Origin of the sequence: Prevotella sp. khp7 (assembly GCF_900109055.1) — a bacterium.
GTDB lineage: Bacteria > Bacteroidota > Bacteroidia > Bacteroidales > Bacteroidaceae > Prevotella.
In genome coordinates this window covers 629,727-654,899 of record NZ_FOIV01000002.1, presented here as the reverse complement: position 1 = coordinate 654,899, position 25,173 = coordinate 629,727, and the positions used below count along the sequence as shown (strand labels likewise).

The following is a 25,173-nucleotide window of genomic DNA, read 5'->3' as shown; positions in this document are numbered from 1 at the left end:
TATGAAAAAGTATATTTTATCATCGTTAGCTGTTTTGTCAGCGGGTGTGTTTACATCTTGTAACGATATGCTGGACACAGATCCACGTCCTACAGAGATGACACAGGCTACTTTCCCTGGTAAGCCTGGAGATGTTGAGGCTGAGATTGCTGGAATCTATAGTATCATGAATACTATGGGTGGTGGTGACTCAGATAACCAGAATATTTTCTTCTGGTGGGAGGTAATGTCAGATAACTGCTATGGAAGTGGTGGTCTGCAGGACAACAAGGTTAAATCTCTTCATCATCTCGTTCAGATGAGTAGTAACCAGTACGAGACTCCATTCCTCCTTCTTTATGGTGGTATCGCTCGTGCAAACAATACAATCGAGACTATTGATAATGTGCCTTGGACAGATAAGGAAAAAGCACAGCGTGATCAGCTTCTTGGTGAGGCTTACTTCATGCGTGGCCTCTATACTTTGTGGCTTACACAGTTGTATGGTGATGTGCCCCTGATTACTTCTACCACTATTACAGAAGAGATGCAGCAGCAGGTTAGTGCTGATGAAGTTATCTATCCACAAATTCTTTCAGACTTCACTTCTGGTAAGAACCTGATGAGTACAACAGCTGGATATGGTGATGGTCATGCAAATAAGTTTGCTGCAGAAGCATTCCTCGCACGTGCATATATGTTCTGGGCTGGCTTCTATAAGAAGGTTAGTGATCTCTCTACAGGAGATGCCACTATCAATCTTGTTGAGCAGGAAGGATGCCAGGGAGGTTCTCTTTCTAAAGCTGATGTTGTAAATGCTCTTAAGGATATTATTGCCACTGGTGGTTACAAACTCTGTGAGGACTATCGTTCACTCTGGCAGTATTCTAACAGTTTGCTGTGGGATGAGGCTCATGATGGTGAAGGTCATGCTTATGAGTTCATTAAAGACATGAAGCGTGAGAACTGCTTCGACCAGCCTGGCATGGGTAATGGCAACACAGAGGAAATCTTCCAGATTCAGTTCATGAATGCTTCTAAGTGGGGTATTAATGGTGCAATTGAAAATGGTGGTATGTATTCTACCAGCCGTATGTACTGTAACTATCTGTCAACATTCTGGGGACTGCGTGTAAACGGTAACAACGGTAACCGCGATTACACCTATCCGTTCACTCAGGGTTGGGGACAGGGAACTCCTTCATGTAATATTTGGGACGACTGGACAATTGCTGAGAACAATGGAGGTTACAGTGACATCCGTAAGCTCGGTTCTTTGATCGACTGTGAAAACGAGTGTGCAGATTATTCGTATGTAAAGGACGACTGTGAGGAGTCTGGTTATGGAGTTAAGAAGTTCAACTCTATTACTCTTGATGCTTTGACAGGCGATAGCCCATGGTGGGATGCTGTTACAGGTTATTCTAGCAGTTCACTTGACAATCCTATGCAGGGTGACCACTTCGAGGACTATTATCTGATGCGTTATGCTGACGTTCTGTTGATGGCTTCTGAGCTCACAGGTGATGTTCAGTACATGAATCAGGTACAGGCTCGTGCTGGTGTGCCTCTGACAACTACTTATTCTTTGAAGGCTCTTCAGGATGAACGTCGTTGGGAGTTTGTATTTGAAGGTCTGCGTTTCAACGATATGCGTCGTTGGTCAGGTATTGATTCTGGCGAAAGTTCATACGCTGCTAAAGCACTTCAGGCTCAGGCTGGCAAGCTGATTGTTTGTCTTGGTGATAAAGCTAACAAGCGTAAGATGGCACATATGACTTGCTCTTGGGCTAAGCGTTATGCCGATACTAACGGTTTCTTGGCTAAGCCTCAGTCTCAGATCAATCTTATGAATGGTAAGCTCGAACAGAACCCTGGTTGGGATGCTGCTAGTGCTGAAACCCAGTATGTTACACTATATTAATGTTATAATTAAGTATTCAATATGAAAAAGATATTTATGCTTTTTGTCGCAGTGTTTGCGTTTATTGCCTGCGATCCTGTTCAGGAGAATATTGGCAATGGCGGTCATATATCTGTAGACGAACTTAAGGCTTTGAGTTCTGTGACTGTTGATAAGGCAGCCAGTGGCCTGAATGGCAATGTAGTTACTTGTTCTACTTCAGCACCAGTCAATGCAAAATGGACTCTTGGTGGTAAGGATCTTATCGGTAACTATGCATGGAAAAAGATGAAACTCGGTGATCATACCGTAACTCTTACAGCTCTTTGTGCTGATGGAACTGTAGTTACTGCCGACTTCCCTATCAGCTGTCAGGAAATTACTAATCCACTTCAGAAGTACTGGATTTATGGTGAGGATCCTGTTGCTCAGCCACCATTCAGACCAGGTGCATGGGATGCTGCAGCTATGCGTTTCAGCGATAATGAGGGTAAGTTCAAAGATATTAATGGAAATGAAGGTTTCTTGCCTTACCTTTCTGATGATGTTTATTGGGGCTTCAAGACTCTGATCTTCGATATCTCAGACGCTACTCCTGATTGTGCTGGCCGTATTATGAATGGTTGGTGGAGTGCCCGCTACGATAATGATAAGGATGTTCAGTTCACCAATGGTTTGTGGGAGCTTCCACTTACCGAGGCTATTGCTAAGGATTGTGCCCGTGGTAATGGTGGTGCTGGTAAAGACCTCGACCTTATGATTACTTCTGGTAGCTGTCAGATCAATGCTATTTACTATGAGGAATAATATTTCCTAAGCAGTATAATACTAATGGGCTGACCCAATCAAATGGGTCAGCCTTTTATAACCAAAAAACAATGAAAAAAAGCAATGTGTCTGGTGTCATATTATATGTAAGTTTGCTGACTTTCATATCATATGCTGTATATGTAATATGCATAAACCAAGAGGTGCTCTACACGGCTCACGACCGATCAGAATACCTTTATGGGACTCCATTCTTCCACGCTATGATGCAAAAACCATTTGGTTTGATGCAGTATGTGGGCGCCTGGCTCACACAGCTTTTCTATTATCCGGCCTTGGGCTCTGGCATTTTGGCAGCGATTTGGCTACTTATCTATTTTGTGGGTTCTAAAGCATTCCGGTTACAGGGAAGTGCCTCGGCACTGATGCTCTTGCCTGTAGCCTGTCTGCTCACATCTATTGTCGATTTGGGCTATTGGATTTATGTATCCACCATCAGAGGATATTGGTTCTCGCAGTCGGTAGGTTATCTAGTCATGCTGTTACTTTTGTGGGTAGCACGTTCCACTCCACGCAAATGGCATTTTGCATGGTATTTGCTTGCTTTCTGCATCTATCCAGTGCTTGGATGGTTTGCACTGCTTTTCGTTTTATGTTTGGTTCTTGCTGAAAAAATAACATGGCGAGAAATTATTGGTATTGTAATACTTATCTTTACCGCCAGCATTTGGTATACTCAATACTATTCTAATCTAAAATTCGACGACGTGATTCTGGCAGGCCTGCCTCGCTTCATAACCGCAAGTGATAAGACAGACCATCTCACCATCCCATTCTGGGTACTAGGTGCAATATCTGTACTCATCCCGCTTTGCTATCGTTATCTTTCCAAGTTCTTCATTCCAATCTTGTGTGCTGTTGCAGGTATCCTCTTTACCTCTTCACTTATGTACCACGACCAAAACTACATCGACGAAATGCGCATGGTACGCTACGCAGATGCAGATAACTGGCACGAAGTGCTTAATGTTGCAACAGAAAACCACAAACCGACAACTACGATTGTAATGCTAAAGAATATCGCCCTAATGAACGAAGGAGATCTACTCAATCAGTCGTTTAAGATGGGGAACATCTGTTATCCTATCAAGAATCCCGATTCTATTCGCGTCACCCTTTTGGATATTGCATCACCTCTGGTATACTACAATTATGGAATGATAAACGAAGCTATTCGCTTGAATTTCGAACTTGCCATACAAGCAGGTTTCTCGCCCTTCTTCCTGAGAATGCTTTCCCGCTGTGCACTTACAAAAGGAGATAAAGAGCTTGTTGAACGCTATACCGCTCAATTGCATCATCATCTGTTTTACGACAATTGGGAACCGGCTCCAGTCACGGCAAACGTAAACATGCTACAGAAGTCTTATCCCGATGAGCTCACCGGAGTTGAAAACAGCGATAGTTATGTCGTAAATAGCATCAGCCTCTGGTACGAGTCCAATTATAAAGTGACTTCGGAACAAGCGTTGTTCTATTCAATGATTCGTTGCGATTCACGTCGTTTCTGGCCATCGCTCCGCAATTATGCAAAATTGCACATGAACGAGAATTTTCCTTTGCATGCTCAAGAGGCATATATTATGTATATGGATAAGGCTCCTGAAAAAAAACGCATGATGCTCCCAGTAGAACAGACAGTTTTCGACCACTACAAACAGTTCTGGGAGGCTCTTGAAAATAGGGCAAAGGCAAGAAAGTCACCAGAGAAGATACGTGAGGAAATGTATGAAGAATGGGGAGATACTTACTGGTATTACAACATCTTCGGGCGCATGGTCTATTAATAGGCCTGCATATAATGAAAACGCAATAAATCCAAGAAGACAATGAAAAGATATAACCACTATTTTTTTCTGCTTATAGCTGTTGCCATGCTGTTCTTGTCATCGTGTGCCAATCATCCAGATGTTCCTTCTTCAAGTAAGAAGACCAAGAGTCTGCCAGCTATATTTCCTGACTATTGCAACGTAACCGTGCCCTATAATATTGCGCCACTAAACTTCATGCTTCCCGCCAACCAGTACGAAGCGTGTGTGGCACGTATCAGTACACCCGATGGTCAGCAACAGACATACGGCAATGGTGTGAAGGTTCAAATACCTGAGGCTGAATGGCACTCTATGCTCAACGCTTCAAAGGGAAAGAGCATAAAGGTAGAGGTCTGGGGAAAGAAAAAGGGCGAATGGCTCTCGTTCTCCCCCTTTGAGATACGCGTAGCCAAGGAGCCTATCGACGAATATCTGTCGTATCGTCTCATTGAGCCATCGTATGTGGCATGGACCTTCATGGAGATTGCCCAGCGTAACCTCACTTCATTCGAGGAAACGCAAATCTTCAACAACGAGATTACCATGAATGACAGGGAGAAAGGCCAGTGCATCAACTGTCACAGTTATCAGAACTACAAAACCGACAACATGCTCTTCCATGTGCGTCTCTCTAATAGCGGCACCGTGATTGTGAACGACGGCAAGGTATCGAGAGTAAATCTGAAGCGTGACTATACCATCTCTTCAGGTGTCTATCCGTCTTGGCACCCTACCGCCAAGCTAATTGCCTTCTCGACCGACCTGACACGACAGGCATTCCATACGGTCCATCCCAACAAGATTGAAGTTTACGATCTTGAAAGCGACTTAATTCTCTACGATGTAGAGACCGACTCAGTGAGCGTTGTCTGCAACGACTCCACCCTTTTAGAGGTGTACCCCACTTGGTCACCTGATGGCAAATACCTCTACTATTGTAAGTCCGTTCCATTGCCAGAAGAGATGCGCGACAAGGATATTAGAACCACTTATCCGAAGATACAATATAACCTGTATCGTCGTTCTTTCGATGTGACAACACACAGCTTTGGCGACGAAGAGCTGGTATATGACGCAGCTTCACAGAATAAGAGTGCCACCCTACCACGTATTAGTCCTGACGGCCGCTATCTGCTATTTGCCCAAGGTCAGTATGGCTGTTTCCATATCAGACACAATGATGGCGACATCGTCTGTATTCAACTCGGCCAAGAGAATCCGTCACCTCTCAATCTTACAAACCTGAATAGCGAAGGCCGTCCAGACAGTTACCCAAGCTGGTCAAGCAACGGTCATTGGGTTATGTGTGCCAGTCGTCGTGAGGATGGTAACTTCTGCCGTGTCTATTTCTCCTATTTCAATAACGGAATAGTAGAAAAAGCCTTTATGCTTCCACAGGAAGACCCAGAACACAACACCTTCCTTCTGAAAAGCTATAACCGTCCAGAGTTTATGGTTGAGCCTGTCAGAATTAGCGTTAATGAGTTCAGTAAAGTGTTTGACAAATAGTCAAAATGAAGAATATCCGTACTATATGCACATTCCTTTTCGGTGTGATGGTTCTACTCTTTTTCGGGCTGGTCTATCCACACCATCTACATTATCAGGAACAATATCAGCTTTTCCTCTTCGATGGTACATACGTATGGGAGATTATGAAACAACCAGGTGGCATTGCCGACTTGCTGGGGCGCTTCAGCACACAGTTTTTTCTTTTCGCCTGGGTAGGAGCTCTTATCATTGCAATTCTGCTCTCAGCGGTGCAACTTTTGGCACTCCAACTAAATAGTTCATGGACTAACCAAACGGCAAAGTCTAACGAGGGATGGCTATACGGCCTAAGTTTTGCACCTTCGTGTCTGCTTTGGCTCTACTTGCTCGATGAGAATGCGCTGCTTAGCGGTGTCTGGGCTGTGCTCATCACACTGCTTGCTGCATGGGGAATAGCGAAATCGGCCAAAGGTCGGACGAGATACATTCTGCTTATTATAGCAATTCCAATACTCTATTGGATGGTGGGACCTGTCTGCATTCCTTTTCCAATCGATAGTCTATGGACTAGCGTTCACTACTATCGCTATCCTACAGTATTTCCTATATTGCTTTGGGCAGCATCCTTGGCTGTCTTCATCTTCACACTCACTATCCACATCTGTCACCGATGGATCAACGCATCGAGCAGCTATGTTGTGACGCTCTGCTCTTTTGCGTTGGCAGCTACATGTATGGGGTATCTCATCTGGAGAGACAGCAACTTCAAAGCAGAAAAGGTGATGCAATATGACTTCATGGCATGCCACCAGCAATGGAATCGCATCATTGAGACTATCAACAAGGAAAAGCCCAACAACCAGATTGGCGTAACGGTACAGAATCTTGCCTTGGCCATGCATGGTATGCTTCTAGACCACATGTTCGAATATAACCAGAATGGCATTGCCGGCCTTCTGCCCGACGTCAAGACCGATGCCACTAGTCCTCTACCTACAGCCGAGGCTTTCTATCAGTTAGGCATGATCAATGTCGCTCAGCGAACGGTATTCGAAGCTCAGGAAGCTATTCTGGACTTCCAGAAGAGCGGGCGATGTTATAAGCGACTCGCCCAAACCAACCTCATTAACGGCAGCTATGAAGTGGCTCGTAAATATCTCATGGCACTACAAAAAACCCTTTTTTACAGGAAATGGGCCAATGAAACACTAGCACTGTTGGAAAATGAGAAGGCAATTGCCAATCACCCAGAATACGGGCGTCTACGACAAATGGCCTATAAGGAAGACTTCTACTTTAGTGACCATGTGACTCCCGAGATGCTTGAAAGCCTCTACTTCAGTAACACAGACAATGGAATGGCCTATCAATATCTGATAGCCTATTATCTGCTGACGGGCGACCGAGAAGGCTTAAATCACTTCAATTCAAAAAAGCGATGAGAAAGATTCTTTATATACTACTCTCACTTCTGATATTCTCTGCCTGCACAATCGAGACTGTCAGCGATGCAAGACAGGAGACCGTCCAGCCTCAGATATATCCCGACTACCTCGGTGTCACCATACCAGTAAATATTGCCCCTCTCTGCTTTAACATGGCTAGTGAGGACGTTTTGCGCATTGATGCTGTCATTACAGACAACCATGGGAACAACCTGCATAGCCAAGGTGAAGAATCGATTGAATTCGACCTTGACGACTGGCATACTCTGCTCGGCCAAAATCTTGGCGACTCAATTTACGTGACTGTTTCAGCTAAATTTGCCGATGGTTGGCACACCTATCGTCCTTTCTCTATTTACGTCAGCCCCGACAGCATCGATTACGGCTTATGCTACCGTTTGATTGCGCCAGGTTATGAAGTGTGGAGCAAGATGGGTATCTACGAACGCGATCTCTCCTCGTTCGATGAGCGTGCTTTGATAGAGAATACACAATTCGAGGGTTGTGTCAACTGCCATAGCTTTAACCGTGGCAACCCTACCAACATGAGCTTACATATCCGTGGTCCACATGGTGCCACACTGCTACGTAATGGCGATGGCTCTTTCACTGCCTACAACACTAAGACCAACCAAACACTCGGTTTCTGTGTCTATCCTTACTGGCATCCTTCTGGCCGCTATGTTGCATATTCAACCAATGCGACGAGCCAGCTATTCCACAGCGCTGACCACAACCGCATTGAGGTATTTGATACAGCCTCTGACCTCCAGGTCTATGATGTAGACAAAAATGAGCTACTACTTTCGCCTCTTCTCAAGCAAGACACGGTTTATGAAACCTTTCCGGTTTTTTCGCCCGATGGACGTTCGCTCTATTTCTGCGCAGCCCGCGCCCTTCCTGAAGGCGGTCATCAACTCGATTCAATTCGATACAATCTTTACCGAATTGATTTCGACCCCGAAACGGGAAGTTTCGGCAACCATATAGAGACTATTATCGATGCCGAAGCCCATCATCAATCGGTATCCTTCCCTCGCCCCTCCTACGACGGACGTTTCCTTTGCTACACGCTCTCCGACTATGGGCAGTTCAGCATCTGGCATCATGAGGCTGACCTTTATTTGTTGAACCTCTCAACAGGTGAAAACTATCCCATGACTGGGGCTAATTCTGAAGATACAGAATCGTTTCATAACTGGAGTAGCAATTCACGCTGGCTCGTCTTTAGCTCCCGCCGTGATGACGGTCTGTATACACGACCTTATTTCTGTCATGTCGATGCCAATGGGGGGATTAGTAAGGCTTTTATGTTGCCACAGCGAAATCCGCATCGTTTTTACTACGAGCGTTTACTCTCCTTCAATGTACCCGATTTTATCATTGGGCCGACTCACTTCGATGGTCGTAAAGCCTGTCAAATTATCAACGATGAATATCGCAAGGACTTTGGCGTACGTAAAGAGCCCTCTTCTAACTAACATACCAACAAAACTGCAGACTTACAGGTTAGCTACTACAAGTAGTTAATTAGACACATTGTTTTGGTATTCAAAAGGTGCTGCGTCGGGATGACGCGGCACCTTTTTATAGTTTTTACAGAAAGAATTAACAGAATTAATCGTGTTTGCGTTTATTATCAAACTTGTGCAGTAAGAAATTGAAGGCTTCCAAACCAACAAGAACGAGAAAGGTTGAAGCCATAGAAAGGATATACATTCCTCCGCCACAAGCCAGACCTATGGCAGCTGTCACCCATAAACCTGCTGCCGTGGTCAACCCGCGAACCACATTTTCACTCTTGTGGAAAATAATGGTACCGGCACCTATAAAACCGATGCCAGATACGACCTGAGCAGCTACGCGAGCTACATCCCAACGATGTTCTGGTGTATGCATAGCCCCCTCAAAGCCATATGCAGAGACAATCATAAATAGAGCCGATCCAAGTGCTACCAGAAAATGGGTGCGAAAACCCGCCTCTTTTGCACGATATTCACGTTCCAAACCTATCGCACCCCCCAATAGGGCTGCCACGAAAATTCTCAATATAAAATCCAGCTCCATTTCCATATCATTATTCTTTAATTACTTTGCGATAGCAACGATGACGACGATGGTTCTCTGATTCAAGATACTGCCACTGAGAAAGTACACCCTCATTAGTCTCCATCTGTGGCCCCGTTTCCGCCCACTCAAAACCATAACGTTGGAACCAACGGATCAGATCGTCAAAGATAAGTGCATTAGCACCCTTAGCACGGTACTCAGGTAAGACACCTATAAGTAACAAATCGACAACATTTGTCTTATGCCACTTCAATATTTTCAGCAGGTGCCACCAGCCAAAAGGCAGGAAATGTCCGTCACGCGTTTTCTGCAAGGCTTTTGAAAACGAAGAAAACGTAACACCAAAGCCTACCATTTTATTACCATCCATGATAGCCGTAATGAGATTCAGATCAGCAATTTTAATGTAATCGTTTACTAGTTTATCAACTTGTGAATCTGACAATTGTGAAAAGCCATAAAGATCCTTATAGGTAGCATTCAGCAAGCGGAACACTTCATGTCCCCAGCCTTCACATACCAATTCTTTGCGAGTAAATTTATGCACTGTCAACCCGTATCGTCTTCGAACCATCTCAGTAATCTTGGAAAACTTCTCAGGTACGACCTCGGGGATTTTCACTTTGTATTCCAAATAGTCGTTGTCTTTTCCGAATCCTCCCATCTGCTCCATGTGTTTTGGATAGTAGGGATAATTGTAATTGATATACATGGTTGAAAGTTCATCAAAACCGTCAACAAGCATTCCCTCACGATCAGTATCAATAAAGCCCAGAGGGCCGACTATCTCAGTCATACCTTTCGTCTTACCCCAGTCTTCAACAACTTTTATAAGCGCTGTCGACACTTCCAGATCATCAACAAAGTCGAACCAGCCAAAACGAACCTGTTTACAATTCCACCGTTCATTGGCACGATGGTTAATAATGGCTGCCACGCGACCTACAACCCTTCCATCCTTATATGCGAGGAAATACTCAGCCTCGCAACACTCAAACGATGGATTTTTATCACGACGGAGCGTGGCCATTTCATCACTATATAAATAAGGCACGGCACAATTGTTACTCCGATACAGGTCATAATAAAACTGTATAAACTGCTTCAGCTCCTTTTTGGTGTTTACCTTTCTAATCTTAATCATTCTTTCGGTATTTCAAAGATAAAACGACTACCATTTTCATAAGTTTCATCCAGCCAGATTTTTCCATCAAGCAATCTTGCTATTGCATTGCAGATAGCAAGATCCATACCAGAAGTCTTAGCACTACCACTCGTAATAACCATTGGTTCAAAAATATGTTTTCGCCACTCGGGCTCAATGCCCCGACCAGTATCAGACACTTCAAACCGGATAAATCCATCCTTCTCCATACAGTTCAACAGCACCTCGCCCTCATCTGTATACTTGATGGCATTGTCAAGCAAGTGATTCATCACCTTTCTCACAACTTGCATATCGCTCTTTACCATGACATCGTCATTCACCGACGTCCGGAGGAGCACTTCCACCCCAGGTTTCCTATTATGCTCACGCATTGTTTCAACGGCATTCTGACAAAGTAAGTTCGGGCTAAACTCTTCTGTTTTATCAAGTCCCGATTTACTCTCATAATACGACAACTCAAACATGTCATCAATAATATCAATCAAGCGCTTTGCACCATCCTGGATATGTTCATTCATCATTTCACGCTCCTCTGGAGAAAGTTGCACATCGTCTGAAGCCAGAATATTCGAAAAACCAGCAATAGGATTAAGCGGCGTGCGCAACTGACGAGCTAGTTTATTAAAGAACTCACGTTTCAGATCAAGTTCTTTCTCTGCCTTTTGTCGTTCTTCATGCTCTAGCACACGCGCCTTACGTTCCTCTTGGTTAGCCTTACCAAGCAGAGCGTTCTCATAACGGAGCCTACGTGTCAGTTTCACCCTTCGCCATATAATCCAAACAAGCAGAGCCACAAACAGAGCAATGAAAAGATATATAATGACAGTAATGAGCTTTGAATTCTGCTCTTCAAGTTCCTTGTTCTTTAACTCCAAACGTTCATTATTTAACTGCATAATATATTCCGAAAGAAGCCCAGAACGCTCAGCCTTATAGATGGAGTCACGATCGTACTTGTACTCTATCATTTGTTCATAGGCCTTCTCATTTTCACCCATAGCATGAAAAATACGAGCCTTGGCATAATCTATCTGGTCACGTTCCGGAAGACTATCAGATAGTGCGAGCGCACGTTTATAGTTACCGTTTACATAATAATATAGAAGATTGACATGAACCTCAGAATCATCAGCTGGCGTACCCTTACGCGCCTTCAAGCGCTCCGTATAATACCGATTGAAGGTATTTACATCCGGATGGACTTTGTCACCCTCCAACTCACAAAGCAGCGTGAGCACACGCATCTTGTGTTGATTGCTCACATTAGGTTCCATCAGCACCTTCTCCGCATATATCATGCCCTGCCTCACATCGCGACGACCATTTACGGAAAGAAGTACCAACTCAATATAATCAGCAGCGGCACTCTGCCCTGGAGCATTTTGGTGTAGAAATTCTATGGCATCCATAAACCTCTTCTCCGCATTATCATAATCACGCATTTGCTGATATACCGTTCCTGTTACGTGGATAGCAGTATACTGGCCAAATATGCTATTATGCTCTTGAGCATAGGATTCCATCTTGCGTGCTATCTCAAGAGCGTGCGTACGACGCTGATGAGTCGACTCATAAATTGACAGATTACCCCAAGCACGATAGAACACAACATCGTCATCTGCCTTCTTCGTTGCTTCCATCAGGTCTGAAATTACCTTTCTGAAAGCCACGGAATCATCTTGATAAAAGAGACGGTACATCTCTGTCTGCAATTCTGCAACCTTACCTTTTATGTCCGACTGGGCATACGCAGGAAGAGATAACAGTAAGCCGCAAATAGCCATCATCAGAATATGTCTTATTTTTCCCGACATCTCCATTTTACAGTTTTAGCACTGCAAAGGTACAACTATTTCCGCAAAAAAGACAATGTTTTCCAAAAGTTTTTATACTCAAAGTGCTTCAATGTATTCGTAAAGCTTCTTATAAAAGGGGTGACGAGTCATCGTCGAGGCATCGCCAAGAATGATGAGTTTCATGCGGGCACGAGTCATGGCAACGTTCATACGACGAAGGTCACGTAAAAAACCAATCTGTCCCTCATCATTAGCACGTACCAGCGATATTAGTACTATATCACGTTCTTGACCTTGGAAGCCATCAACAGTATTCACACTAACCAACTGGCGATAAGGTCTCACCCATTCTTTCTTCTTCAGCAACCTCCGCAGGTATTGCACCTGAGCACGATAAGGAGAGATGATTCCAACATCCAACCGTTCTTCCAGAATACGCCCTTTACCTATCTTTCGGAGATAGTTCTCAAGTGCAAGTAGAGTGAGTTCTGCTTCAGCCTTATTGATACGGCCATAGTTCTCACCTACGAACTGTTCCTTAAACGACACGCCACTTTCCTCAGGTATCCCAAATTGAGATGTATCAATCCATGTAATCGGAATATCAAGATCAAGTATACTGCGATACTTCACCTCTGGCGCGCTCTCTACCTGATTACCATAGAACCAATCGCTAGAAAAGCGCATAATCTCTTCATTCATTCGGTACTGTATCTTTAGTAGTGATAACACCTCAGGCTTATTCTCTGCGATTCGCTCCATGAGAGTTTTACCAAGACCTGCCTTCAAGGCTGCCAGACTTTTGACCGTTGGAGGCAACTGACAGTGGTCACCTGCAAAAACCACCCTTGACACCTTGCAGATAGGAATCCAGCAAGCTGCCTCCAAGGCCTGTGCAGCCTCGTCGATAAATAACGTGCCGAATTTCTGACCTTCCAACAGACGGTTTGCAGAACCGACAAGCGTACAGGCTATGACGCGCGCTTCTCCGAAAAGTTGTGCATTGATGCGTATTTCCAGTTCTGTGGCACGTTCTTTCAGACGTTCCATCTTCTGATGATACTTTTCGTCTCCGCGTTTCCGATGAGCCCTCATCTCACGAATGGCTTTGCGAATCGCCCACAATAGTTCATAATCTGGATGTGCTTCAAAACGGCGTTCATAGGTAAATGAGAGCATCTTGTCGTTTACACGTGATGGATTCCCTATTCTCAACACATTGACCCCCCTGTCAACAAGTTTTTCCGAAATCCAATCCACAGCCATATTACTTTGTGCGCAAACCATCACTTGATTTTCCCGTCGCAATGTCTCATAGATAGCTTCAACAAGTGTCGTTGTTTTACCTGTGCCTGGAGGTCCATGCACTATCGCCACATCTTTGGCTCTTAACACCTTATTGACGGCATCCTCTTGAGTGCGATTCAAATATGGGAAATGAAGTGGCGCAAATGAGAATGTCTCTGTTTTTAGCTGCGAATAAAATAAATCACGCAAATAACCTAAACGTCCTTTTGCTTTAATCACACGATCCAAAGCATCGAACATCGTTTTATAGCTTGTCTCGTCAAAGAAAAGCTGGATTCCCACACGCTCTGCGCCTTGCACATCAATAAGTTTTCCATTATCTGGTACGACCACCACCATTCTATCGCCATCAACATAACTGACAGTTGCCGTAAAATTGAAATAATGAATCACCTCCTTATCATCCACATGAAAAAAGGCCACAGGTTTCCCAAACTCAAAATTATGTTCAATCTCCTCGTCTTCTAGACGATACACTTCCACGGACAACTGGTTCAAAGAATTATAGTAACTCTTACCCATTTTCAGCGGATACCAAGCATCACCTCGTTTCACTTTCCGCTGCAGTCCCATTTCTTCTGTCTGTTTGCGGAAAGCATCTTTCTCAGTCTGATACTCTAATTGTAGCAGCAGGCGTTGTTGCTGAAGAGCCTGTATAGGTGAATACTGTAGATTTCCCATAAATCGCCCACAAAGGTACAAAAAATCCGGGAAACTCATATCACCTTATAAAAAAAATGCGTACCTTTGCAGCCGAAATGAAACAGATATTGTTGATAAACGATGTAGTAGGCTACGGAAAGGTTGGCATGGGAGCCATGCTACCCATCTTGTCATATCTAGGCATTCCCACCTATAGTCTTCCTACAGCGCTCGTATCAAACACTCTCGACTATGGCAAGTTCAATATTCAGGACACTACAGAATACATCCGCGGCACTCTACCTGTATGGAAGAAGTTAGGCTTTAGTTTTGATGCCATCTGCACAGGTCTTATGTTCAGTGATGAGCAAGCCAAACTCGTGGCCAGCTACTGTAAAGAGCAAGGCGAATCGGGTACATGGGTCTTTGTTGACCCCATCCTTGGTGATGGCGGACGCCTTTATAATGGCGTCACCCAGAAACAGGTTGAACTTATGCGTGAGATGGTTTCTGTAGCCCATCTCACATTCCCAAATTATACTGAAGCCTGTTACCTCACCGATACCCCCATTCACATGGAGGGTGTTTCATGGGAGCAAGTAGCCGACCTGCTCGACAAATTGCGTGACATTGGCTGTAAGTCGGCTCTCATCACAAGTTGCAAGATTGATGGACAGAATGCAGTAGCTGGCTATAATCATTTTGACGACCACTATTTCCACTTGAATTATCATGAAATTCCTGGCCTTTTCCACGGTACTGGTGATATTTTCTCAGCGGTTCTCATTGGCCATCTTCTCAATGGAGAATCACTGAAGACATCTACTCGCACCGCTATGGACACTGTCTTCCGTATGATTGATCGTTATCGCAATACTGACGACAAGAACCGTGGCATTCCTGTTGAAAAATGCCTCGACCTCCTATAATTCCGGTTAGATGCCATTTGTTCACACTTTAATCTCTGACATCCCCAAGCCCAAGCAGTTCACCTACCCGTTCTGCTATGAGCCTCATCCACTTTGCATCGAAGCGGTCGAGCTTATAAAACAGGAGATTGCCCATATTAACCCCCATGAAGGGAAGATGTTCGGCGTACTAGTAGTAGAGACAGAACATAAACTCGGTTTCCTTGCAGCCTATTCGGGTTTACTAGAAGGACGTAACGACTGGCCTTACTTTGTTCCACCAGTTTTTGATGCTCAAAAACCTGATGGTTATTTTAAAGCTCGTGAGCGCGAAATCATGCAATCAGAACAGCACAAACAAATGTCGCAGGATCTCCAACTATGGCTCTTCCATCAATATCAGTTTCTTAATGCCAACGGCGAGCAACGCGATCTTGTTGATATATGGCAAGACTACCATAGTTCTCCACGTATCCGCAAGAAATTCCCACTACCACCAGGAGGCACTGGCGATTGTTGTGCTCCTAAACTTCTTCAGTATGCATACAGCAAGCATCTTAAGCCAATCTGCATGGCCGAATTTTGGTGGGGACCTTCTCCGAAAAGCGAGGTTCGCCATCATGGTCTCTTCTACCCAGCCTGTCGAGGCAAATGCAAGCCCATTCTCACTTGGATGCTTCAAGGGTTAGACGTAGAGCCCAATCCTGAGGAAATGATTCATCCCCACTTAAACTTCGAGGTAATATATGAAGACGATGCACTGGCTGTTATCAACAAGCCTTCAGGGCTCCTCAGTGTCCCAGGGAAGGCCTACGATTATTCTGTAGCTACAATCGCCCAAGAACGATGGCCTGGCTCCATGGTTGTCCATCGTCTTGATATGGGTACGTCAGGCCTCATGATTATTGCAAAATCTAAAGCGACATACGTTCCTCTACAGGAGCAGTTTGTCAAACATATGGTTGAGAAACGATATATCGCCTTACTTGAAGGTCTTGTCACCCCTCCTCTGGGAAGAATCGAACTGCCGCTACTTAGTGATCCATTAAACCGCCCTCGTCAGATAGTCGACTATCGGCACGGCAAGTCGGCCGTTACCGAGTATGAAGTTCTATCCACTTCCAACGAACCGCTTACCACACTCATTGCTCTTTACCCTCATACAGGCCGCACTCATCAACTCCGTGTTCATTGTGCACATCCCGACGGACTTGATTGCCCCATCGTTGGTGACGAACTTTATGGCAGAAAAGCAGAACGCTTATGCTTACACTGTGACCAAATAAGATTCGCCCACCCGATATCAGGTGAGCGAATGTATTTCGAATTACCGAATCCTTTTGTATAAGATTACTTTTCTTCTGGAGCTTGCCCAATCAAATCCATAAACTCATCAAGTTTTGGTGTGATGATGATTTGCGTACGACGGTTACGCTGCTTACCCAGTTCCGTATCATTGCTGGCAATAGGGTTGTATTCACCACGCCCGCCTGCTGTCAGTCGTTTCGGATCTACACCATAGTCGTTCTGCAAAGCCTGTACCACCGACGAAGCACGAAGCGTGGAAAGATCCCAATTGTTACGAATATTTGTTTTCTTGATAGGAACATTGTCTGTATTACCTTCAACGAGCACATCATAATCCTTATAATCTTTGATAATCTTAGCAATCTTAGACAATGTTTGAGCAGCACGGCTGTTAATCTCATAAGAGCCACTTTTATACAACATATTATCAGCCAATGATATATATACCACACCCTTCAACACCTGTACATCAACCTCCTTCAATTCCTCATTCGAGAGCGAACGGGTCAAATTGTTCGTAAGTACCATGTTCAGTGAATCGCTCTTCGACTTCACTTCTACCAAGTGACGGATATACCGGTTCGACTCATTGATCTGATCTACCAACTTCTCAATAGAGATATTGTTCTGTGAAGCGTTTGTCAGGCTCTTGTCAAGCGACTGCTGTAGAGCCGTATACTTAGCCTCTGCATTCTGAAGGGCTTGCTGCATGCCACGTTGCTGCTCTTCCAAAGCCGTGATACGCGCATTCTTTGCAGCCAAATCTTCCCTTGCATCTTGCAACTTCTCGGTGAGTGACTTGTTCTCCGTCTGGCAGTTCACCAGATCCTTCTTGCTGGCACAGCTAGTCATCAGCCCCATAGCCAGAGCTATAAAAAAAACATTCTTCTTCATACTTATAACCATTAAAAAAAACTTATTCGGTGCAAAATTAGTGAACTAGCTGAAAAAACAATGGATTAATGCTTGTAATTAGATTTATTTTAATTAAATTTGCAGACAAAAACCAAATAACAGATGAAAAATATCAAAACACTACTCCTCACAGTATTCTGCATGACCGCATTTGGCGGCTCTGCACAACTTACCAAAGGCGTCACCAAAGACCTAGCCAACCAGCGTAAAGCAAACATCAGTAATGTCATTTACGACCTAACCTTCAACATCCCCGCAAATTCTCAGGACAAAGTTACGGGCAAGAATGTCATCACTTTCGACCTCAAGCAGAAGGCCGATGTCATACTTGACTTCCAAGGCGGGTTTAATGGAACATGTTATGTCATTACCAAAAAAGGCAAAAAAGAGAAACGCAAGTCTATTGTGGCTTCTTATCAGAATGAACACATCATTATTCCCAATAAACTGCTTGTAGAAGGTACAAATCGTATCGAGTTGAATTTTACCAGCCTTGACAAGGCTCTCAATCGCCATCAAGACTATATGTATACGCTTTTTGTACCCGACATGGCACGGTCATGCTTCCCATGCTTTGACCAACCCGACCTTCGAGCCAGATTCCTGACCGACATCAAAGCACCAACTGGTTGGAAGACAATGACCAGCGATCCATGCTGTCCTCTCCCAACCTACCTCTACTCTTTTGTTGCAGGCAACTACCAAGAGAAAATTGCTACCCGCGACGGACGTCCTATGCGTGCCTTATTCCGCGAAACCGACCCTGAAAAAGTCAAGCAACTTGACCAAGTGTTCGACGAGGCTGCCGCAGCATTAAAATGGATGGAGGGTTATACTGGCATCGCAAATCCCTTTGCAACCGAATACGGAGTCGTTATTCTTCCAGGCTATCAGTTTGGCGGAATGGAACATCCAGGTGCCATCCAACTCAGTGACCGACGTATTTTCCTTGATAAGAATGCCACTCAGGAAGAGTTGCTTAGTCGTACAGAACTCATCGCACACGAGACAGCCCACCTCTGGTTTGGCGACCTAGTCTCGTTGAAATGGTTTGAGGATGTATGGGCCAAAGAGGTCTTTGCCAATTTCATGGCGTCTAAAATCACACGCCGACAATATAATAAAGTTGACCACGAGCTAAACTTTATCAAAACCTATCAAGCCCGCGCCATTGCCATCGACCGCACAGAAGGCACTCACCCAATTGCCCAAGAACTTGGCAATCTTAACTGCGCCAGCTTGCTCTACGACAACATCATCTACGATAAGGCACCTGTTATGATGCGCATGCTTGAGAACATGATGGACGCCCCAACCATGCAAAAAGGACTACAGAACTATCTGGCGGAACATGCCTATAGTAACGCCTCTTGGGATGATCTCATTGACGCACTTAGCCAAGTAGCCCCCAAAGTCGGCGTACGTCAATTCAGTGATGTATGGGTAAAACAAAAAGGATTGCCAAACATTCACACCACTTACCGTGATGGAAAACTCATCGTTACTCAGACCGACCCTTATGGTCGTGGCCTCTGTTGGCCTCAGAAATTTGATATTAAACTGATTAACGAGTTGGGCGGTAGTCGAACCATAACTGTTGAAATGAATGAATCGCAAAAGTCATTCAACATTCCTCTCACGCCAGATTATATCATTCCGAATTACAGCGGTATGGGCTATGGAATCTTTACCCTTGACGACCATTATGCCAAAAAACTCCCCATGCGTCTGATTACGACCCGTAGTGACCTACACCGTTTCTGTTTGCTCCAGACCATTCATGAGAATTATCTGTTAGGAAAAATCCCTCCTTCTCATTTCGGTGAACTATACCGTTTCATGATGAAAGAAAAGAATCCACTCATCATGTCAACAGGCGTAGACCAGATGTTCAAGATCTCTACTGACATGCCTATGTCTTCTCGCAAAACCCTTGAGCTCTGTATGATGGACTTGCTGGGCGAGAACAAAACGCAAGAATGCCGTCAATATATTCTCCACAAGCTATCAGCTAACGCCGTCTCTCCCGAAGTTCTTGACAAGATTAAGAAGATGTTCGACGCTCATAACGATCCAGCTTTCAGTGAACATGACTACATGGATATGGCTTATCGTCTTGCCATTGTACGTCCAAGCCAACGTGAAGAGATCCTTAGTACAGAACGTGCGCGTTTGACAACACAGGAGCTGCGCGACGAGTTCGACTATGTAAGCCGTGCTTGCAATCCCGATGCCGATGCCCGTATCCAAGTATTCAATAGTTTATTAGCCCCCGAAGGCCGTCAGCATGAGCCATGGGCACTCCAGACACTTGCTTTGCTCAATTCTGACGTTTACGAGCCACAAAGCAACAGTTACATCATGCCAGCCCTTCAGTCGTTGCCTTACCTGCAACAGACCAGCGGGATTTTCTTCCCAAGCAACTGGACAAAAGCCTTATTAAGCACCCATAAAAGTTCTGAGGCTGCTCAAGAGGTTGAGAAATTCCTTCAGACCGATAAGGCTTGTTCCGAGAACCTGAAGAACAAAGCTCGCGAGGCCTCATGGATTCTGATGAAGCAGATTCCTTACGTAGAACAAGCAAAGCCAAGTGTCACCTCAGTTAATAAGAAAGCTAAATAAATTTCCCTCTATCTAAAGAGAGTAATCACATTCCCAGCGCATTGCAAAATGTGCTGGGATTTTTTTATCTCAAATATATTTGGTCTTTTGCCGTTTTTTTAGTAATTTTGCCACCCAAAATAAAACTTAATAATATATAAGGTATGATACGCTTCTTTCAGACCCCACAGAAAACGGTGATAGCCACTGAGGTTGATCACGCACTGAGTGAACAGGAAATCAAGGAATTAAACTGGCTCTATGGCGATGCTACGCTGTTAGATGCCGAGCAACTGGAGGGCTACTATGTTGGTCCACGCCGCGAAATGGTGACACCATGGTCGACAAATGCCGTTGAGATTACACAGAATATGGGCCTCAGCGGCATTTCTCGTATAGAGGAATATTTTGCCGTAGACTCAAAGGATGCCGAGCACGACGAGATGTTGCAGCGTATGTATAATGGCCTGAATCAGGACATTTTTACCATTAACATTAAGCCAGAGCCAATTAAGTATGTGGATAATCTGGAGGAATATAACGAGCAAGAAGGTCTGGCTCTGAGCCCTGAGGAGATTGAGTATCTGCATGGACTAGAGAAAAAGAACGGTCGCCCTCTTACCGATTCAGAGATCTTCGGTTTTGCACAAATCAACTCTGAGCACTGTCGTCATAAGATTTTTGGTGGTACATTCATTATCGACGGCAAGGAGATGGAGTCAAGCCTCTTTGCAATGATTAAGAAGACTACACAGGAGAATCCTAACAAGATTCTTTCGGCCTATAAGGATAATGTAGCTTTTGCGCAGGGTCCTGTGGTTGAGCAGTTTGCTCCAAAGGATCAGAGCACAAGCGACTATTTCCAGGTAAAAGATATCGAGAGTGTTATCTCGCTGAAGGCTGAGACACACAACTTCCCCACAACCGTAGAGCCTTTCAATGGAGCTGCTACAGGTACTGGTGGTGAAATCCGTGACCGTATGGGTGGTGGTGTAGGTTCATGGCCTATCGCTGGTACAGCTGTTTATATGACTGCTTATCCTCGTTTGACTGATGATGATAAGCTCACTCGCGATTGGGAGAGCATTCTGCCTGTTCGCCAGTGGCTGTATCAGACACCAGAGCAGATTCTAATCAAGGCTTCGAATGGTGCATCTGACTTCGGAAATAAGTTCGGTCAGCCACTGATTTGTGGTTCTGTACTTACCTTCGAACACCAGGAGCCAAACGATACCAAGTATGCTTACGATAAGGTTATCATGCTGGCTGGTGGTGTTGGTTATGGTACTAAGCGTGACTGCCTGAAGAAAGAGCCTCAGAAGGGTAACAAGGTGGTAGTAGTAGGTGGTGATAACTACCGTATCGGTCTTGGTGGTGGCTCTGTATCATCAGTTGATACAGGTCGCTATAGCAACGGTATCGAGTTGAATGCTGTTCAGCGTGCTAACCCTGAGATGCAGAAGCGTGCCTACAACCTGGTTCGTGCCCTCTGTGAGGAGGATGTGAACCCCGTTGTTTCAATTCACGACCATGGTTCAGCCGGTCACCTCAACTGTCTCTCTGAGCTTGTTGAGGAGTGCGGTGGTGAGATTGATATGACCAAGTTGCCTATCGGCGATAAGACTCTGAGCTCTAAGGAAATTATTGCTAACGAGAGTCAGGAGCGTATGGGCTTGCTCATCGACGAGAAGCATATCGAACACGTACGTAAGATTGCTGAGCGCGAGCGTGCTCCACTGTATGTAGTTGGTGAGACTACTGGCGATGCTCACTTCTCTTTCAAGCAGGGTGATGGTGTAAAACCATTCGATTTGGATGTGGCACAGATGTTTGGTCACTCACCAAAGACTATTATGAAGGATAATACTGTAGAGCGTCACTATGCTGACGTTACCTACAGTCAGGATAAGATTAACGAGTACCTCGACCGTGTGCTCCAGCTGGAGGCTGTGGCTTGTAAAGACTGGCTGACGAATAAGGTTGACCGAAGTGTGACAGGTAAGATTGCACGTCAGCAGTGTCAGGGTGAGATTCAGTTGCCTCTGAGCGACTGTGGTGTTGTAGCCCTCGACTATCGTGGTGTTAAGGGTATCGCCACAGCGCTTGGTCATGCACCTCAGGCTGGTCTGGCTGATCCTGCTGCTGGTTCAGTACTCTCTGTAGCAGAGGCTCTCACAAACATCGTATGGGCCCCACTCGCTGAGGGTATGGATTCACTCTCACTCTCAGCTAACTGGATGTGGCCTTGCCGCTCTCAAGAGGGTGAAGATGCCCGTCTGTATGCTGGTGTAAAGGCTCTGAGCGATTTCTGCTGCGACCTGCACATCAACGTGCCAACAGGAAAGGACTCACTGTCGCTCTCTCAACAGTATCCTAACGGCGAGAAGATCATCTCTCCAGGAACAGTAATTGTATCTGCTGGTGGTGAGGTCTCTGACATTAAGAAGGTGGTAAGCCCCGTATTGGTTAACGATAAGAATGCATCACTCTATCATATTGACTTCTCGTTCGACGAGCAGCGCCTTGGTGGTTCTGCCTTCGCTCAGAGTCTGGGTAAGGTAGGCAACGATGTTCCTACTGTTAAGAACGCAGAGTACTTTGCCGATGCATTTATGGCTGTTCAGGAGATGATTAACCGTGGTTGGATTATGGCTGGTCACGATATCTCTGCTGGTGGTTTGATTACTACTCTGCTTGAGATGTGTTTCGCTAACCAGAAGGGTGGTATGCATATCAACCTGCACGACATCTGTGCCGATGGCGATGTTGTTAAGACTCTCTTCGCAGAGAACCCAGGTGTAGTTATCGAGGTAAGCGATGAGTACAAGCAGGAGTTCAAGGACTTCATGGAGGAGCAGGGTGTTGGCTATGCTAAGATTGGTTATCCTGTTGAGGATGCCCGCACCATCGCAGTTAAGGCTGGTGATGTAGAGCATACATTCGACATCGATGCACTCCGTGATACATGGTATAAGACTTCTTACCTGCTCGACCGCAAGCAGAGCTTCAATGGTAAGGCTGCTGAGCGCTTCGCTAACTATAAGAAGCAGCCTATCGAGATGCAGTTCAACAAGGACTTCACAGGTAAGCTCGCTCAGTATGGTATCTCTGCCGATCGTCGTCAGGCTTCTGGCATCAAGGCTGCCATCATTCGTGAGAAGGGTACCAACGGTGAGCGCGAGATGGCTTACTGCTTGTATCTGGCCGGTTTTGATGTGAAGGACGTAATGATGACTGACCTGATTTCTGGTCGCGAGACACTCGAGGATATCAACATGATTGTATTCTGTGGCGGATTCTCTAACTCCGACGTACTTGGTTCGGCTAAGGGTTGGGCTGGTGCCTTCCTCTTCAATCCTAAGGCCAAGGAGGCACTTGATAAGTTCTATGCCCGCGAGGATACTCTCTCATTAGGTATCTGTAACGGTTGTCAGTTGATGGTTGAGCTCGGTCTGACTGGCGCTAAGGGCGCTAAGATGCTGCACAACGACTCTCATAAGTTTGAAAGTGAGTTCATCTCACTGAGCATTCCTCATAACAACTCTGTCATGTTCGGCTCATTGAGTGGCAACAAACTCGGTTTGTGGGTTGCTCACGGAGAGGGTAAGTTCTCACTGCCCGAGGCTGAGAGTGCTTACAACGTGATTGCTAAGTACAACTACGCAGGCTATCCTGCTAATCCTAACGGATCCGACTATAACGTAGCAGGTATCTGCTCTGCCGATGGTCGTCATCTCTGCATGATGCCTCACTTGGAGCGAGCCGTATTCCCATGGCAGAACGCCTGGTATCCTGCCAATCGTCGTCAGGATGAGGTAACCCCATGGATTGAAGCCTTCGTCAATGCCCGTAAATGGATCGAACAGCGATGAACATTTACTGGGAATCATTTAAGACCTTCTTTAAGATTGGCATATTCACCCTCGGTGGTGGATATGCCATGATTCCTTTGATAGAAGAAGAGGTGGTGAACAAGAAAAAATGGGTGTCGAAGGACGAGATGCTCGACCTGATAGCCGTCGCCCAGAGTTGTCCGGGTGTCTTCGCCATCAATATCGCCACCTTCATCGGCTATAAGTTGCGCAAGACACGTGGTGCCATCGCCACAACCATCGGCACAGCACTGCCCTCTTTTCTGATCATCCTTGCCATCGCGATGTTCTTCAGTCAGTTTAAGGATAATCCCTATGTGGCTGCCATCTTCCGAGGCATACGTCCTGCGGTAGTGGCATTGATAGCCGTACCAACGTTTCGTCTTGGTCAGCGTGCCCAACTTAATCGCTACACTATCTGGATTCCCATCGCCTGCGCTCTAACAATTTGGGGCCTAGGCGTTTCACCTATTTACATTATAATCATCGCTGCTATCGGTGGCTATATCTACGGGAAGTTAAGTAATCAAAAGTTAAGTAGTTAAGCCAAATGATATTTCTCAGTCTATTCATCACATTCTTCGAGATTGGCCTTTTCGGCTTTGGTGGAGGCTATGGCATGCTATCACTTATCCAACACGAGACAGTAGAGACACACCATTGGCTCTCTACGGCTGAGTTTACCGATATCGTAGCTATCTCACAGATGACACCTGGTCCTATCGGTATCAATTCAGCTACTTACTGCGGATACACAGCCATTCATAATGCAGGTTATAGTCATCTGATGGCCATCCTCGGTAGTGCCACAGCGACTTTCGCACTGGTACTCCCCTCGCTCATTCTGATGATTCTGATTAGCAAGATGTTCATGAAGTATATGAACACCCCATTGGTGCAATCGATCTTTATAGGTCTGCGCCCTGCCGTCGTAGGATTACTCGCTGCAGCCACCCTATTGCTCTGCAACAAGGAGAATTTTTCCACACCAACAGAGACTCCGTGGCAGTTCTGTATCAGTTGCGTCCTTTTCATAGCTACTGCTTTCGGAACAGGCTATCTAAAAATCAATCCCATCCGTATGATATGCTATGCCGCTTTTGCAGGATTGCTACTGCTCCACTAATA

At 45.3% G+C, this 25,173-nt stretch carries 17 protein-coding genes; 12 read left to right on the top strand and 5 right to left on the bottom strand.

Annotated features, from left to right (window positions below; genetic code table 11):
* Nucleotide 1 precedes the first annotated feature (1 nt).
* From BMX82_RS06280 to BMX82_RS06255, 6 genes are all read left to right on the top strand, one after another.
* Complete coding sequence (locus BMX82_RS06280) at nucleotides 2-1,903, top strand: RagB/SusD family nutrient uptake outer membrane protein (protein WP_081911198.1); 1,902 nt, start codon at nucleotides 2-4, stop codon at nucleotides 1,901-1,903.
* A 21-nt stretch (nucleotides 1,904-1,924) separates the two neighbouring features.
* Nucleotides 1,925-2,689, top strand: a complete 765-nt coding sequence (locus BMX82_RS06275) for a hypothetical protein (protein WP_036914012.1) — start codon at nucleotides 1,925-1,927, stop codon at nucleotides 2,687-2,689.
* Between the two features lie 71 nt (nucleotides 2,690-2,760).
* Complete coding sequence (locus BMX82_RS06270; RefSeq protein ID WP_091766989.1) at nucleotides 2,761-4,497, top strand: DUF6057 family protein; 1,737 nt, start codon at nucleotides 2,761-2,763, stop codon at nucleotides 4,495-4,497.
* A 42-nt stretch (nucleotides 4,498-4,539) separates the two neighbouring features.
* Complete coding sequence (locus BMX82_RS06265; protein WP_051949858.1) at nucleotides 4,540-6,030, top strand: TolB family protein; 1,491 nt, start codon at nucleotides 4,540-4,542, stop codon at nucleotides 6,028-6,030.
* 5 nt (nucleotides 6,031-6,035) lie between these two features.
* Nucleotides 6,036-7,454, top strand: coding sequence for a DUF6057 family protein (locus BMX82_RS06260; RefSeq protein WP_051949859.1), 1,419 nt, complete (start codon nucleotides 6,036-6,038; stop codon nucleotides 7,452-7,454).
* Entirely contained in the window at nucleotides 7,451-8,938 is a 1,488-nt protein-coding gene (locus BMX82_RS06255; protein WP_091766986.1) for a TolB family protein, read from the top strand. Before BMX82_RS06260 ends, BMX82_RS06255 begins: the two co-directional genes overlap by 4 nt.
* A gap of 136 nt (nucleotides 8,939-9,074) precedes the next feature.
* Here the strand turns inward: BMX82_RS06255 and BMX82_RS06250 are convergent, their stop codons facing one another.
* The 4 genes from BMX82_RS06250 to BMX82_RS06235 form a co-directional block, all read right to left on the bottom strand.
* Nucleotides 9,075-9,530: an MgtC/SapB family protein gene (locus BMX82_RS06250; RefSeq protein WP_081911199.1), complete on the bottom strand. Its 456-nt coding sequence runs from the start codon at nucleotides 9,528-9,530 to the stop codon at nucleotides 9,075-9,077.
* Between the two features lie 4 nt (nucleotides 9,531-9,534).
* Entirely contained in the window at nucleotides 9,535-10,671 is a 1,137-nt protein-coding gene (locus BMX82_RS06245; RefSeq protein WP_036914017.1) for a hypothetical protein, read from the bottom strand.
* On the bottom strand, nucleotides 10,668-12,509 hold the full coding sequence (locus BMX82_RS06240) for a sensor histidine kinase (protein ID WP_197051343.1): 1,842 nt from the start codon (nucleotides 12,507-12,509) through the stop codon (nucleotides 10,668-10,670). Before BMX82_RS06240 ends, BMX82_RS06245 begins: the two co-directional genes overlap by 4 nt.
* A 78-nt stretch (nucleotides 12,510-12,587) precedes the next feature.
* Nucleotides 12,588-14,480 (bottom strand): AAA domain-containing protein, encoded by a 1,893-nt coding sequence (locus tag BMX82_RS06235; protein WP_091766984.1) that lies wholly within the window; start codon nucleotides 14,478-14,480, stop codon nucleotides 12,588-12,590.
* A 77-nt stretch (nucleotides 14,481-14,557) separates the two neighbouring features.
* Between BMX82_RS06235 and BMX82_RS06230 the strand changes: the two genes are divergently transcribed.
* Both BMX82_RS06230 and BMX82_RS06225 read left to right on the top strand, forming a co-directional pair.
* Nucleotides 14,558-15,370 carry a bifunctional hydroxymethylpyrimidine kinase/phosphomethylpyrimidine kinase gene (locus BMX82_RS06230; protein ID WP_036914023.1) on the top strand — a complete coding sequence of 271 codons (813 nt, stop codon included), beginning with the start codon at nucleotides 14,558-14,560 and terminating at the stop codon, nucleotides 15,368-15,370.
* A 10-nt stretch (nucleotides 15,371-15,380) separates the two neighbouring features.
* Entirely contained in the window at nucleotides 15,381-16,697 is a 1,317-nt protein-coding gene (locus tag BMX82_RS06225; protein ID WP_036914025.1) for an RluA family pseudouridine synthase, read from the top strand.
* Between the two features lie 2 nt (nucleotides 16,698-16,699).
* Here the strand turns inward: BMX82_RS06225 and BMX82_RS06220 are convergent, their stop codons facing one another.
* Complete coding sequence (locus BMX82_RS06220; RefSeq protein ID WP_091766981.1) at nucleotides 16,700-17,551, bottom strand: OmpA family protein; 852 nt, start codon at nucleotides 17,549-17,551, stop codon at nucleotides 16,700-16,702.
* Nucleotides 17,552-17,674: 123 nt separating this feature from the next.
* Between BMX82_RS06220 and BMX82_RS06215 the strand changes: the two genes are divergently transcribed.
* From BMX82_RS06215 to BMX82_RS06200, 4 genes are all read left to right on the top strand, one after another.
* Complete coding sequence (locus BMX82_RS06215) at nucleotides 17,675-20,194, top strand: M1 family aminopeptidase (protein WP_051949861.1); 2,520 nt, start codon at nucleotides 17,675-17,677, stop codon at nucleotides 20,192-20,194.
* Nucleotides 20,195-20,337: 143 nt separating this feature from the next.
* Nucleotides 20,338-24,045, top strand: a complete 3,708-nt coding sequence (gene purL / locus BMX82_RS06210; protein WP_036914029.1) for a phosphoribosylformylglycinamidine synthase — start codon at nucleotides 20,338-20,340, stop codon at nucleotides 24,043-24,045.
* The gene (locus BMX82_RS06205) at nucleotides 24,042-24,590 is read left to right on the top strand and encodes a chromate transporter (RefSeq protein ID WP_036914031.1); all 549 of its coding nucleotides are present in this window, start codon (nucleotides 24,042-24,044) and stop codon (nucleotides 24,588-24,590) included. Before purL ends, BMX82_RS06205 begins: the two co-directional genes overlap by 4 nt.
* A 5-nt stretch (nucleotides 24,591-24,595) precedes the next feature.
* The gene (locus tag BMX82_RS06200; RefSeq protein WP_036914034.1) at nucleotides 24,596-25,171 is read left to right on the top strand and encodes a chromate transporter; all 576 of its coding nucleotides are present in this window, start codon (nucleotides 24,596-24,598) and stop codon (nucleotides 25,169-25,171) included.
* The last annotated feature ends 2 nt before the right edge of the window (nucleotides 25,172-25,173 follow it).